Raw genomic sequence first — 13334 nt, forward strand, 5'->3', positions numbered from 1 at the left:
ATTTGATTACAGCCGCAACCTGAAGGAATCGCTTAAGCGATTGGGTGGGGCGCGAAATAATGTCCTCTCTTTGGACCGGACGCGCATACACAATGATAGAAGAGAATGTTCAGGTAATGAACGAAATTTAGTGCGTGGGCGGAGTATAGCAGGATATTTTCAAAAGTCACCTCTTTTCTTAAAATTGATACAATATTTTTATCAAACATTGAATAAATACAGGTTTTCACTTCAACTTTTTTGACCATCTAGGAAAAAATTAAATAGCATTCTTCGTTCTCCCCCTCCACTATCAACCATAAAACGCAATTAATTGTACTAGCTCTTGCTCTAATGCTGCCACGATTTGACACGGCAATTGATCGGTGATGACGGTCCTACACGGCAAACTTAAATAGTGATCTATACGCTTATTGATTTTAGTGCTCTCTTTTTCTTTATTTGCCTTTAAATAACTGCGCCCCATTTGTCGTTTCACAATTTCTTGAATACAGCATTGCTTGTCTAATGATGGCAAAAATAAAAAAGTATAAGGATCTAAAATGATCTGTTGTTTAAGCCTTATATATGTATCACTAAGCGGATGTGTATAGGTCATAAATCCAGATGAACACACCAAAATATGATGTTGCTGCCGACTAAGTGATTTTCCAAGTTGTATATATAATTCAATGTTCCGAAGTACGTAAGTATCGTAACCATAATATTCAATATAATCGGAAATATCCCCCTCTCTATGCATGAAGTATTCATCTAAATCATGGCTCTCTACCTCCATTTGTACTGAAAGTAGTTTAGCAACCGTTGTTTTTCCTGCTCCACCAGAACCGATAAAATGAAAGAGCATAAATACCTTTACTTGTTTTTATTTTCCGCATCATAAAAGAAAAAGCCCTCTTGTGAGGGCTTTTTCAATGTCTTAAACTCAATCTACATGCGATTACTTAGCAGCTTCACCCCAAGCAGGTACAACTGCTTTCATTAGAGGTTTCAACAGCTTCATAGAACATGCCAGTACTTGGCCATTTTCCATAGATTCGCTACCACCACGTGCATCAACCACTGTTCCGCCCGCTTCTTTCACAATCAACTCACCAGCTGCGATGTCCCAAGGCTTTAAGCCGAGTTCGAAATACGCATCGAAACGACCTGCTGCCACATACGCCAAATCTAATGCTGCTGAACCTGTACGACGGTATTGCGCGCCAGCTTCAGTCACATTTAATAATGAATCAAAGTGATTTTTTGCATAAGAAATCACTTCACCATTACGTTTTGCACGGTAAGCATGACCCACAGACATGAATGTATTTTCAAGGCTGTCTTTTACATTTACACGGATACGGCGTTGATTCATCATGGCACCACGACCACGACTTGCAGAGAACAACTCATCTTTCACAGGGTCATAAATTACACCGTGTTGAGTAATGCCTTTATGTTGAACTGCAATAGAGATACAGAAGTGAGGAACACCGTTAATGAAGTTTAACGTGCCATCAAGTGGGTCAATGATCCAACACCAATCTGCGTCGTGACCTTTACCTTCTTGAAGACCAAACTCTTCACCAAGGAAGCTGTGATTTTTATAACTTTTACGTAGGGTATCTATCGCCAATTGTTCCAAATAACGGTCTACACGCGTTACAGGACCATCAATTCCTTTTTCTTCGACTTGTAGATCGAGCTTATGACGATTTTGATGCGCTTTTAAAAGCTCTTGACCGACTAATTGAGCCGCACGCGCAGCCATCACCACCATAGGTTCCATTGAACACCCACTACAATCTGAAGATATTGATAAAGAATAATGCATAAAAGCCCGCATATCTTAGCAAAGATCGGGGCTTTTAGGGAAAAAATGTTTCTAAAATTTAAAAACGGCGTTTACACCATATGTACAAGTTTTAACCATGCTTGACGTACTGAACGTTCAATGCCTTCGGCATCTAGTCCGGCCTGATGCAACATTTGCGCATGCGTGGCTTGATGCATGAAGGTATCTGCTAAACCAAGATTTAACATCGGTTTCACGATTTGAGCCTGTGCCAAATATTCATTCACTGCACTGCCCGCACCCGCCATCACCGCATGTTCTTCAACCGTGACAAATAAAGCCGTTGAGGGCGCTAAAGCCGTAATCATTTTTTCATCAAGCGGCTTCACAAAGCGCATATTTACCACACGCACAGCCAAATCTTGTTCAGCCAATTTCTGTGCTGCTTCTACTGCGGCCTGAACACGACTACCAAAGGCAAGAATGCTAATAACGTCATCTTGGGCATCATTAAAACTCGCGACGATTTCAGCCTGACCAATTTCCATCGGAGTCATCTGTTGTTGAATCTCAACTCCGAGACCATTGCCACGCGGGTAACGCACTGCGGCAGGACCATTGTATAAATAAGCAGTATGCAACATTTGACGACATTCATTTTCGTCTTTTGGCGCCATAATCACCAAATTCGGTACGGTGCGCATGAAAGCATAGTCATAGGCCCCAGCATGAGTCGGTCCATCTTCACCCACTAAGCCTGCACGGTCGATACCAAAGGTAACATCTAGGTTTTGTAGGGCCACATCATGAATCAATTGATCATAACCGCGTTGCAAGAAAGTCGAGTAGATTGCAACTACAGGTTTTAAGCCTTCACACGCCATGCCCGCCGCCAAAGTCACCGCATGCTGTTCTGCAATCGCGACATCAAAAAAGCGCTGTGGGTACTGTTTGGCAAAACCCACCATACCTGAGCCTTCACACATGGCAGGGGTGATCGCTAACAAACGCTCATCTTGTGCGGCTTCATCGCATAACCATTGACCAAAGACATCTGAGTACTTCGGTGCAGTATTGCTAGATGCGGTAGCATTTATTTTTGTAATTGCGTGATATTTAATTTGGTCAGCTTCAGCTGGGGCAAAGCCTTTGCCTTTTTTGGTATAGACATGAATTAAACGTGGCCCTTTACGTTTTTTCAATGCGGTAAAGACTTGTGTCAACTGCTCGACATCGTGCCCATCGAAAGGCCCAAAGTAATCAAAACCAATCGCTTTAAAAACGTTGTCGGCCGCATCTGTGGCTGCACTATGTAAGCGCGAGTTATAAGTCCATTCAGGATGTGGCTGCACATAGGCTTCGCCATCATCTGAAATATTAATGGACTGTCCACTTTCCCAAATTGAAGCCAGATGTTTTGCAAAACCACCAGTACTACATGAAATCGACATATCGTTGTCATTCAGTACCACCATCAGGTCCGCATCATGCGCAACTGCATCGTTCATGGCTTCAAAGGCCATACCTGCAGTCATCGCCCCATCGCCAATGATTGCGACCACTTCACAAGGATTGTTTTGATAACGACGTGCCAGTGCCATCCCCAAACCTGCTGAAATCGCAGTCGAAGAATGTCCAACACCAAAAGTATCAAATACCGATTCATCACGTGCAGGAAAGGCAGCTAAACCATCTTTGGCACGAATCGTAGTCAACTGTTCACGACGCCCAGTCAAAGCTTTATGCGGATAGGCTTGATGACCGACATCCCAAATTAAGCGGTCATTTGGTGTGTTAAAACAATAATGCAATGCCACGGTGAGCTCGACCACACCAAGGTTTGCACCAAAGTGTCCCCCACTTTGTCCTGCGGCATACAGAATAAATTGACGTAGCTCGTCTGCCACTTGTGCTAATTGACTTTGCTCAAGCAAGCGAAGTTGTTGAGGATGATCAATCGTATCCAACAACGGTGTTACAGGGCGATGAGCTGGTATTTCTGTATACAACATAATATGGCAAAGCCTTCTAAAGCCTGGCAAATCTAGCTAGGTCAAATGGGTAATTCGATCATATCGTCGAATGCTATCACCTTCAATCAGCCATATTTCTAGCGATGCAGTTTTGAGCAGTGCTCTCACTGGGTGTTCGTTTAGTGGATGTGATTATCCTGAATAATCTTACTATTTATCAACTATTATCGTTCGCTTTATACAAAAAAGAAAATCTTCTGCATAAATTCATGGATGCAATTCTACCAATGTCGATGCATTACGCTATACTTTAGCCAATTTCTGAACTATTTACAGGTTTAGCTGTGCCGATTGAATTTGTTGCTACATCCCGTTTACCGACTGCTTTTGGTGAGTTTAACATCACCGTATTTCAAGATCCTAAGACCGGTGAAGAACATGTTGCACTCTCAAAAGGTCTCGATCAGCCGATCACAGAACCCGTTTTAGTCCGTGTTCATTCAGAATGTCTCACAGGCGATGCCTTTGCGTCCTTGAAGTGTGACTGTGGCCCACAATTGCAAGCCACGCAAAAACTGATTAATGAAGCTGGACAAGGGGTGATTCTGTATTTGCGTCAAGAAGGTCGTGGCATTGGTCTCACCAATAAAATTCGTGCTTATGCGCTGCAAGACCAAGGGCATGACACCGTTGATGCCAACCTGATGCTTAACCTCCCTGCCGATGCACGTCGTTATGACATGGTCAGCATTATGTTGGATCACCTGAAGATTCAGCAGGTGCGCTTGATTACCAATAATCCACTGAAGATTGCAGCACTGCAAGAACAAGGGATCAATGTGGTGGATCGTGTACCATTGACGGTTGGTTTAAATCCCTTCAATGAAGAATATTTAAAGACCAAACATGAGCGCATGGCGCACTTGTACAAGAAAGATGATTTTTAAATTTTGAAAACATGCTCTAAGCCTGCTTTTTTAAAGGGCGACTTAGAGCACTCCAATCATATTAGATGGTCATGGAGAAAATACGGCTCTCGGGTCGGCGGCGTTTTAAATGCAAATCAAACGCCATACAAATATTACGTACAAAGGCTTTGCCTTGCTCAGTCACCCGTATACTTTGTGGCTTAATCTCTAATAAACCATCGTCCTGCATTTCTTCTAGTTGTCCCAAGACCTCAACCAATTCTGGAAATTGCATCTCTGGTTCTGCCCACGACGTTTGAAAGCCACACATCAAATTTAAAATATGACGACGAATCATCAAATCTTCGGCACTTAAAATATGCCCACGATAGACAGGAATTTCATTGTTTTCGAGTCTCGCATAATAATCTTCGAGTTTTTTTTCATTTTGCGCAAAGCTATACCAACTGTCGCTGATTGAGGAAAGCCCTAAACCAATCATCACTTGGGTTTTCGAAGCGGTGTAGCCCATAAAATTGCGATGCAGAGTGCCTGCCTGAAATGATTGGTACATCGCATCACTTTCTAAAGCAAAGTGATCCATGCCAATTTCATGATATCCCTGTGCCAGTAATTTATTCTTTCCTTCTTCATAGCACTGGCGTTTTATTTCATCTTTCGGCACATCATGGTCTTTAAAACCACGCTGTCCATTGCCCTTAATCCAAGGCACATGCGCATAACTATAAAATGCCAAACGGTCTGGGCGTAAACGATTGGTTTGATTAATGGTATTGAGGACATCATCTAGGTTCTGAAAAGGTAAACCAAAGACCAGATCATGTGAAATTGAGCTATAGCCTATTTCACGTGCCCACTGCGTCACTTGCTCGACATGTTCAAAAGGCTGTATCCGATGAATGGCTTTTTGAACCGTTTCATTATAATCCTGCACCCCATAACTGACACGGCGAAAGCCTAGGTCATACAAGGCTTGCAAATGCGCCCGTGTGGTATTGTTGGGATGCCCTTCAAAGCTAAACTCATACTGTTCAGCAATCTCTGCTTGCGCAAGAATACCTTCAATCAATTGAGTTAAATGCATTGGCGAAAAGAAAGTTGGCGTTCCGCCACCCAAGTGAATTTCTTTAATGCGGGGTTTTTCTTCAAGCAAGTCACAATACAGTGACCATTCCTTTAAAACCGCCCGAATATAGGGCTGCTCCATCTCATGCTTTTTAGTCACACGTTTGTGGCAACCACAAAAAGTACAGAGGCTTTCGCAAAAAGGCAGATGAATATACAGACTGATGCCTTCAGTTGAATTCGATTCAGCAAACGATGTTTTCAGCGTCTGTTTCCATTGCTCTAAAGAAAACTGCGCCTCTTCCCAATACGGCACCGTTGGATAACTGGTATAACGTGGACCAGGAACATTGTATTTTTGAATCAATGAATCGCGCATATTTACCATCAGTTCTTCCGCATTCAGAAGATGCAGCCCATTCTGCATCATCAAACTCGGGTCTGTATTTGGGTTATTCTGCTGAGCTTGGAATCAGAATTCAACCTAGCGAATTAGTCAGATTATTTTTCACATAGCTGTATTTCATTTTTACTGCCTTATCTTTAGCCCGACTTCTCATTAGCAGTCCGAAGGAAAATATTCTTAATCTTTTTGCTATTTTATGTTTTGATGTAGGCAGTTTTCATCTCTTCCCTTGAGGCTTTTCATGCAGCACCCAACGTCTGCGGATATCCAACGCGTTCGCGAATTTCTCCTCGATTTACAAGCACGTATTTGCTCTGCACTTGAACAACAAGAGTGTGCTGGCGGTGGAACAGCGCAATTTGAAATAGATGACTGGGAACGTCCTGAAGGCGGTGGGGGGCGTTCACGCGTTTTACAAAATGGCACAGTGATTGAAAAAGGCGGGGTGATGTTCTCACACATCAACATTTCTAAACTCCCCGCTTCAGCGACTGAACGCCATCCGCAAATTGCAGGTGCCAAAGCACAAGCCATGGGTGTGTCCTTGGTGATCCATCCGAAAAACCCGAATGTCCCGACTTCACATGCCAATGTGCGCTTATTCGTGGCTGAAAAAGAAGGGCAAGACCCCATTTGGTGGTTTGGGGGTGGTTTTGACCTCACCCCATTTTATCCCAACGATGAAGATGTACTGTCATGGCATCAGACGGCGCATGACTTATGTGCTCCCTTTGGCGCTGAAGTCTATGCCGAACATAAACAATGGTGCGATGACTATTTTTACTTAAAACATCGTGATGAACAGCGCGGTGTCGGCGGATTGTTCTTTGACGATCTTAATCAATGGGACTTTGAAACCTGTTTCCAATATATTCAAGCTGTGGGCAATGGCTATCTGAATGCCATTCTTCCAATCTTCCAGCGCAACCAAGACAAGCCATATAGCGAGGCACAACGCGACTTTCAAATCTATCGTCGCGGTCGTTATGTCGAATATAATTTGGTCTATGACCGTGGTACGCTTTTTGGTCTACAAACAGGAGGTCGTATCGAGTCGATTTTAGTGAGCTTGCCGAATTTGGCGGGTTGGTCATATCGACCTGAATGGGAGCTTGATTCCGCTGAGAAAAAACTCACCGATTATTACCTCAAACCCCAAGATTGGCTCAACCTACTCAAATAGACACACAGGCTTACAATTCTATACCCTCTACGCATGCCCTTTTCACTAGATTAGGGCAGCTTATCCATTAAATTTTATATATTTCCCGATCAATTCCCCGTAGAATGACCACTACACAAAGCGTCATTTCTTTGCATTTATTAAAGCATTGTCACAGGTTTAAAACAGCAATTGGGTTCTTTTGAGTTCGCAAAAACCGTAAGCTAAATTAAGTCATTTTCAATGTATTCATTTTAATGACATCAACATTTAGTATCCTCCTTTGCTGTTCTCTGAGGTCCCAAACATGTTCGCAAAAAGAGTTAGCTCGACCACCATGGTTCTTTTCTGCTTTGCTATAGTGTTGCTAAGCTCGATCAGTACCACTATTTTTTCTGAAAGTGCATTCAATGATAATGCTTCTATCAGCATCACCGTATTTGCAGGTATCGGCTTAACCCTGACTGCGGCAAAGCTATTGTTTGATACGATTCACAACATCTGTAATCCATAAGCCCTTCCGCTTCAGAAAAAATAGTCTAACGCTTTAGCCTGAGTCTAATTTGCCGTATATTGAACGGCATTTCTCACATGGACTTGGTGCGATGAGCAAACAATTCGCTGTCATTGGCAACCCGATTGAGCAGTCTCGCTCACCTGAACTGCATCATGCGTTTGCACAAAAAATGGGGCTCGATCTCAACTATAGTAAACGTCTTGCACCGCTCGATGGCTTCCTCGCCAACATCCAAAAATTTTTCGCCCACGGTGGCATAGGTCTAAACGTCACAGTTCCATTTAAAGAGCAAGCTTTTGCTGCCTGCGCAGTCCTCACTGAACGTGCCAAAATCGCAAAAGCAGTAAATACTTTATGGATGGTCGATGGTCAACTGCATGGAGACAACACCGATGGTCAAGGGCTAGTTGATGCCATTCATGCTTTGGACTGGAACTTAGACCAGACTGATGTGCTAATCATCGGTGCAGGTGGTGCAACTCGCGGCGTTATTTATCCACTGGTACAAGCAGGGGTAAAAAAAATTGTGATTGCCAATCGTACCCTTGCCCGTGCAGAGCAACTGGTGAGTGACTTAAAAACAGCTGTCCCTCAAGCTGAACTCCAAGCTATCGGCTTAGATGCACTCGATGGTCAGTTTGATCTGGTGATTAACGCAACCTCCGCAAGCCTAAGTGGTGACGCCCTCGTTCTGCCCGAGACACTCCTGTTTCAACATGCCTATGAAATGGCCTATGGCAAACCTTCGACCTTTTTAGACCAAGCCAAAGCACGTGGCGTACTCACCTCAGAAGGCTATGGCATGCTTGTTGGTCAGGCGATTGAATCTTTTTCCATTTGGAATGGCGTCAAACCTAACCTGAAAGATTTTTTATAAAACTCAATAAAAAAGAACCTCCGCAGAGGTTCTTTTTTCACATTACTTCATCTGCTTTTGTACGGATTTATACGTCTCATAATAAGTCGACTCACTAAAGAAGTCGTCATGTTCAAGCTTCAAACCTTGCAATGATTTTTCTGTCAATTGACCTTTTAAGTCATCGGCAAATGCTTTAGCAAAAATTTGTGCCGCCTGCGCTAAGTCTGCTTTTTGCTCTGGCTCAATCTCATAGCTATCGGTAAATTTTTCTTGATAGACATGTGCAAAGAGTGCCTGCTTGGTCTTGTATTTTTTAACCAAGTCTTTCCATTGCTGACTTTCTTGTGCTTCGTCTAAGGCATCTTCAACAATATTCGCGACACGTTCGCCCAATTCGTCAAAGTCTTGTTGGTGCTGTAGGACATGTTTTTGACGTAACTGATTCAAACGTTTCAGTGCTGAACCTTTCGGCTCTGCAATATCCATGAACTCATAGGCATACACTTCTGAAATTTCATTGATGGTCGCTGGGCTATAATAACGAATATATTCTGGACGCTGCGCAGCGAATACCAAGGCAAAGGTTGCTTGATATGCTTTTAACTCTGAATGATGACGTGCATAGCTTTGTTTGGCAACTTTCTGGTAATAATCAGAAATGTCTTTAGGTTGCTCTGCCGTATCTGACAATTTTGTCTCAACACTTTGAGATGCGCTAGCGTCTGCACCTAATGGTCCAAGCATGCCTTTCACTACGTTTTCCAGTAATGAACCTTTAGACACTTCCTCAATAGATTTGGCGTTTTTTAAAGCTTGACGGTCAATCGCTGTGGCATTGCCATAATTAAACACCTGATTGGTACTCTTAATTTGTAGCTTACCAATTTGCTCATCGCTGATTACAATGTTGTAATCCATATTTTGCGCACGGCCTTTTTGGTCGAGTGCAACATCCATCACAAATGGTGAACGCTCTGTTCCCAATTGTGCCATGATCGGTGTAATTTCAGCCTGATGTTTTTGCCAAAGTTGTTTAAAACCTTGTGCATCGACCAGTTGCTCAGTTTGATACGCCGTAAAGAGTGGTTTTAGCTCTTCCAAAACATTGATCGCGGCTTGACCAAAACTCTCTGTATCTACCGATTGAGTCACGGCTTTAGGCGCAAGCACATCAATATCTTGATAGTCCCGACATGCCGTCACTTTGCCGATAGGAATATTCTTAGTATTGATGAGCGCATCACAAGCTTCTTCAGAGAGGGTATTAGATGATGCAGAAGCAGAGACTTCTTCTGTATCCTCTGTCTCATCCTCTGCATAGGCAACATCAGCAGCCGCATCTGTAACCGCATCTACCGCGATGCCCTGCTCATCCCCATCTGTATGTGAACCTAAGTGATGTATTTGCTGATTCACTAAACTCGTGACACGCTCAAGTGAGGCATAAGCAGGGTCTTCAGTTGCTACACCTGCGGCAGCCATCTCTGCTTCTTTCGCTGCTTGCATCGCATCATCTGCTGCGCTTGGCGTTTTTTCAGCGTCTTGAATCAGACGCTCGGCATCAAAAGCTTGTATCTGCTGGGTATAGTGCAGTTTGTTGACGTATTCAAATAAGCCCAATTGTACTTGTGCTGTTTCTAAGTCGCCGATATAGCGAATTTTCTTACTCAATCCTGCATCTTTTTCTGGTTTACTCAAACCCACACTATGTACCTGATTTGGCTCTGCCAATGCATAAGGCAAGGCATTCATTTGCTTTAAATATTCTGCAAATTTCTTAAAATCAATATGGCCAAATGCATCTTTATGCTTGGAAAAGTCAATGTATGCAAAACGATCCTGACTTTCACGGTTCACCATGAATGGCATAAAGGCAAAATAGTTGGTGTAAAACTTATAGTCATTAAAATCAACCACCATCGGCAACTGTGCTTGCACTTGTAAGGTTGGCTTTTGATAACTCAACTGCAACGTCAGTGCAGCCAGTTTTTGACGAAAATGTACGGAACCGTTGTAACTAAACTGCAAATCATTGAGTAAATTCACCAATGATTCTGCAATTTGCGTGCGAGCTGAACGTGACTCACCCGTGCTATACAGTGATGCATACGGATTTTGTTCACGCGCAAGCGCATCATACAAGGCCTGCTTCTCTTTAGCTGTAAATGGAATCTTTTGATTTTTTAATAATTGATCTAATTGCTTTTTCAACTCTGGATCTAAGTTCGTTGCATTTGATTGAGCATTGGACTTGGAATTTGACTGAGCCCTAGGCTTTGACTCATTAAAATTAAAATCCGACTGAATCGAGAACTGCCCTTTAAAATCATAACTGGCATTTTCAAACATGGCATTTAGACCATGCGTGGCTTGTTGCCCCAACTGCTGATCTGAAGAAGCATTGGATTTAATGACATGCTGAGTACACCCACTGATACTCAAACCCAATAAACAAAGTGTTATATATTTTAAGCGCATAATACTTGCTGAAAACCTGAGTTAATTATAGTTTATTAAAAAAGTACATGATCAAAAGACCATCGAGTCAGTGTAACAGAACTGTCTTTTTAGATTGATGATTTTATCTACCAATTCGCCTTTCTGACATTTTTTTAGGTCTGATTTATCAATGTATTTTGATACGATGTATGAATAATGAAATGATCGTTTTAAATAATCCAATACTATTTCTAAATTAGGATTACACACATGCCTGCATATAAAGCTCCCTTACATGATATTCGCTTCTTAATGAATGAAGTGCTGGACTATCCTGCACATTATCAAACCCTATCGAATGGTGAAGCTGCCGACGCTGATACGGTAGATATGATCTTAGAAGGTGCAGCAGATTTTTGTGAAAATATTTTATCTCCTTTAAACCAATCGGGTGATGAAGAAGGTTGTACCTTCGACAATGGTGAAGTAAAAACACCAAAAGGCTTTAAAGACGCTTATGACCAGTTTGTCCAAGGTGGCTGGCAAGGTTTGTCTTTCCCTGAAGAATTTGGCGGTCAGAACCTGCCACAATCATTAAACCTGATTAAATCGGAAATGATGGGTACAGCAAACTGGTCTTTCCAAATGTACCCAGGTTTAAGCATCGGCTGTATGAACACCATTTTGCAGTTTGGTACAGACGAACAAAAAAATCTATATATGCCGAACTTAGTGGCTGGTACATGGTCAGGCACTATGTGTTTGACTGAACCACAGTGTGGTACCGACTTAGGTCAAGTCAAAACCAAAGCCGAACCGAATGCTGATGGCACGTATAACATCTCAGGCACTAAAATTTTCATCTCAGCAGGTGAACAAGATTTAACTGAAAACATCATTCACATCGTACTTGCGCGTCTTCCAGATGCACCTGCAGGCACCAAAGGAATTTCACTGTTCATTGTGCCTAAATTCTTGGTCAATGCAGACAGTAGCCTCGGTGAACGTAACCCTGTGACCTGTGGTTCAATTGAACATAAAATGGGTATTCGTGCTTCTGCAACAGCCGTTCTCAACTTTGACAATGCTGTCGGTTACTTGATTGGTGAACCAAACAAAGGTTTACATGCCATGTTCACTTTCATGAACACCGCACGTATCGGTACAGCAATTCAAGGCATTGCACATGCTGAGCTTTCTTTCCAAGGTGCACTTCCATATGCCAAAGAACGTATGTCAATGCGTGCACTTTCTGGCAAAAAAGACCCTGAAAAAGTCGCTGATGCCATCATTCACCATGCCGATGTTCGTCGTATGTTGTTGACTCAAAAAGCGATTGCTGAAGGTGGTCGTTCAATGATTTATTATGCAGCGCAAATTGCAGACAAAATGGCCGATGCCTTAGAGCGTGGTGACACTGCAGCATTTGAAGCACATGATGATCACTTAGGTTTCTATACTCCAATTTTAAAAGGCTTCTTAACTGAATTAGGCTTGGAAGCTGCAAACCACGGTATGCAAGTTTATGGTGGTCATGGCTACATTAAAGAATGGGGTATGGAGCAAATTGCACGTGATGCACGTATTGCGACACTGTATGAAGGTACAACAGGTGTTCAAGCACTTGACTTAATCGGTCGTAAAGTACTGCTGACCTCTAAAGGTAAAGTCATTCGTGACTACACCGCTGAAATCCTGAAATTCTGTGGTCAACATGCTCGCAACAAATACATGCGCCGTTTTGCTTGGGACTTAACTAAGCTTTGCGCACAATGGAATGCCTTAACTGTTCGTATTATGCTGGCAGCACGTAAAGACCGTGACATCGTGTCTTCTGCATCTGTAGACTTCTTGATGTTCTCTGGCTATGTGATGATGGCTTACTTCTGGGCACAACAAGCAGCTGTAGCTTCTGCGAAATTGGCATCAGGTGAAGGCCAAGAAACAGCTGAATTTTATAAAGCTAAAATCAAAGTGGCTGACTTCTACTTTGAGCGTATGCTTCCACGTACCCAAGGTCATGCTGAAGCAATGGTCAATCCTTCAAAAACCATGACTTCCTTGGCAACTGAACACTTTAGCTTTGATTACTAAGCTTAAAATTGAAGATGTCATCTTGTAAATGCATTGCATAACATCGGATGACCTTCATCAAAATTAAAAAAATCCAACTATCTGATGATAGTTGGATTTTTTATTTAAGTCGT

At 42.6% G+C, this 13334-nt stretch carries 10 protein-coding genes; 5 read left to right on the top strand and 5 right to left on the bottom strand.

Annotation, left to right across the window (positions count from 1 at the left end; genetic code table 11):
- Positions 1 to 292: 292 nt before the first annotated feature.
- From ACE01U_RS02520 to dxs, 3 genes are all read right to left on the bottom strand, one after another.
- The gene (locus ACE01U_RS02520) at positions 293 to 847 is read right to left on the bottom strand and encodes a shikimate kinase (protein ID WP_395553287.1); all 555 of its coding nucleotides are present in this window, start codon (positions 845 to 847) and stop codon (positions 293 to 295) included.
- A gap of 93 nt (positions 848 to 940) precedes the next feature.
- The gene (locus ACE01U_RS02525) at positions 941 to 1771 is read right to left on the bottom strand and encodes an inositol monophosphatase family protein (RefSeq protein WP_086208980.1); all 831 of its coding nucleotides are present in this window, start codon (positions 1769 to 1771) and stop codon (positions 941 to 943) included.
- Between the two features lie 116 nt (positions 1772 to 1887).
- Positions 1888 to 3789 (bottom strand): 1-deoxy-D-xylulose-5-phosphate synthase, encoded by a 1902-nt coding sequence (gene dxs, locus ACE01U_RS02530; RefSeq protein ID WP_395553288.1) that lies wholly within the window; start codon positions 3787 to 3789, stop codon positions 1888 to 1890.
- A 305-nt stretch (positions 3790 to 4094) separates the two neighbouring features.
- On the opposite strand from dxs, the gene ribA reads away from it, so the two are divergent.
- Positions 4095 to 4697, top strand: coding sequence for a GTP cyclohydrolase II (gene ribA / locus ACE01U_RS02535; RefSeq protein WP_110974055.1), 603 nt, complete (start codon positions 4095 to 4097; stop codon positions 4695 to 4697).
- 61 nt (positions 4698 to 4758) lie between these two features.
- Here the strand turns inward: ribA and hemN are convergent, their stop codons facing one another.
- Entirely contained in the window at positions 4759 to 6123 is a 1365-nt protein-coding gene (gene hemN, locus ACE01U_RS02540; RefSeq protein WP_110974095.1) for an oxygen-independent coproporphyrinogen III oxidase, read from the bottom strand.
- A gap of 268 nt (positions 6124 to 6391) precedes the next feature.
- Here hemN and hemF point away from each other — a divergent pair, with 268 nt between their 5' ends.
- From hemF to aroE, 3 genes are all read left to right on the top strand, one after another.
- Positions 6392 to 7333: an oxygen-dependent coproporphyrinogen oxidase gene (gene hemF / locus ACE01U_RS02545; RefSeq protein WP_086208983.1), complete on the top strand. Its 942-nt coding sequence runs from the start codon at positions 6392 to 6394 to the stop codon at positions 7331 to 7333.
- 286 nt (positions 7334 to 7619) lie between these two features.
- A complete protein-coding gene (locus ACE01U_RS02550) occupies positions 7620 to 7826 on the top strand; it encodes a hypothetical protein (RefSeq protein WP_086208984.1) in 207 nt (68 codons plus the stop codon).
- 91 nt (positions 7827 to 7917) lie between these two features.
- Positions 7918 to 8706 (top strand): shikimate dehydrogenase, encoded by a 789-nt coding sequence (gene aroE, locus ACE01U_RS02555; RefSeq protein WP_395553289.1) that lies wholly within the window; start codon positions 7918 to 7920, stop codon positions 8704 to 8706.
- A 42-nt stretch (positions 8707 to 8748) separates the two neighbouring features.
- Here the strand turns inward: aroE and ACE01U_RS02560 are convergent, their stop codons facing one another.
- Positions 8749 to 11166 (bottom strand): hypothetical protein, encoded by a 2418-nt coding sequence (locus tag ACE01U_RS02560; protein WP_395553290.1) that lies wholly within the window; start codon positions 11164 to 11166, stop codon positions 8749 to 8751.
- Positions 11167 to 11397: 231 nt separating this feature from the next.
- On the opposite strand from ACE01U_RS02560, the gene ACE01U_RS02565 reads away from it, so the two are divergent.
- Positions 11398 to 13221, top strand: a complete 1824-nt coding sequence (locus ACE01U_RS02565) for an acyl-CoA dehydrogenase C-terminal domain-containing protein (RefSeq protein WP_086208987.1) — start codon at positions 11398 to 11400, stop codon at positions 13219 to 13221.
- Positions 13222 to 13334: the final 113 nt, after the last annotated feature.

Source organism: Acinetobacter halobius (genome assembly GCF_044130335.1).
Classification (GTDB): domain Bacteria; phylum Pseudomonadota; class Gammaproteobacteria; order Pseudomonadales; family Moraxellaceae; genus Acinetobacter.

Bases quoted from the DNA above. Each gene is read 5' to 3' on its own strand.
- ACE01U_RS02520 (WP_395553287.1), bottom strand. From the start codon at position 847: ATGCTCTTTCATTTTATCGGTTCTGGTGGAGCAGGAAAAACAACGGTT.
- aroE (WP_395553289.1), top strand. From the start codon at position 7,918: ATGAGCAAACAATTCGCTGTCATTGGCAACCCGATTGAGCAGTCTCGC.
- ACE01U_RS02560 (WP_395553290.1), bottom strand. From the start codon at position 11,166: ATGCGCTTAAAATATATAACACTTTGTTTATTGGGTTTGAGTATCAGT.
- hemF (WP_086208983.1), top strand. From the start codon at position 6,392: ATGCAGCACCCAACGTCTGCGGATATCCAACGCGTTCGCGAATTTCTC.
- ACE01U_RS02565 (WP_086208987.1), top strand. From the start codon at position 11,398: ATGCCTGCATATAAAGCTCCCTTACATGATATTCGCTTCTTAATGAAT.
- dxs (WP_395553288.1), bottom strand. From the start codon at position 3,789: ATGTTGTATACAGAAATACCAGCTCATCGCCCTGTAACACCGTTGTTG.
- ACE01U_RS02525 (WP_086208980.1), bottom strand. From the start codon at position 1,771: ATGGAACCTATGGTGGTGATGGCTGCGCGTGCGGCTCAATTAGTCGGT.
- hemN (WP_110974095.1), bottom strand. From the start codon at position 6,123: ATGCGCGATTCATTGATTCAAAAATACAATGTTCCTGGTCCACGTTAT.
- ACE01U_RS02550 (WP_086208984.1), top strand. From the start codon at position 7,620: ATGTTCGCAAAAAGAGTTAGCTCGACCACCATGGTTCTTTTCTGCTTT.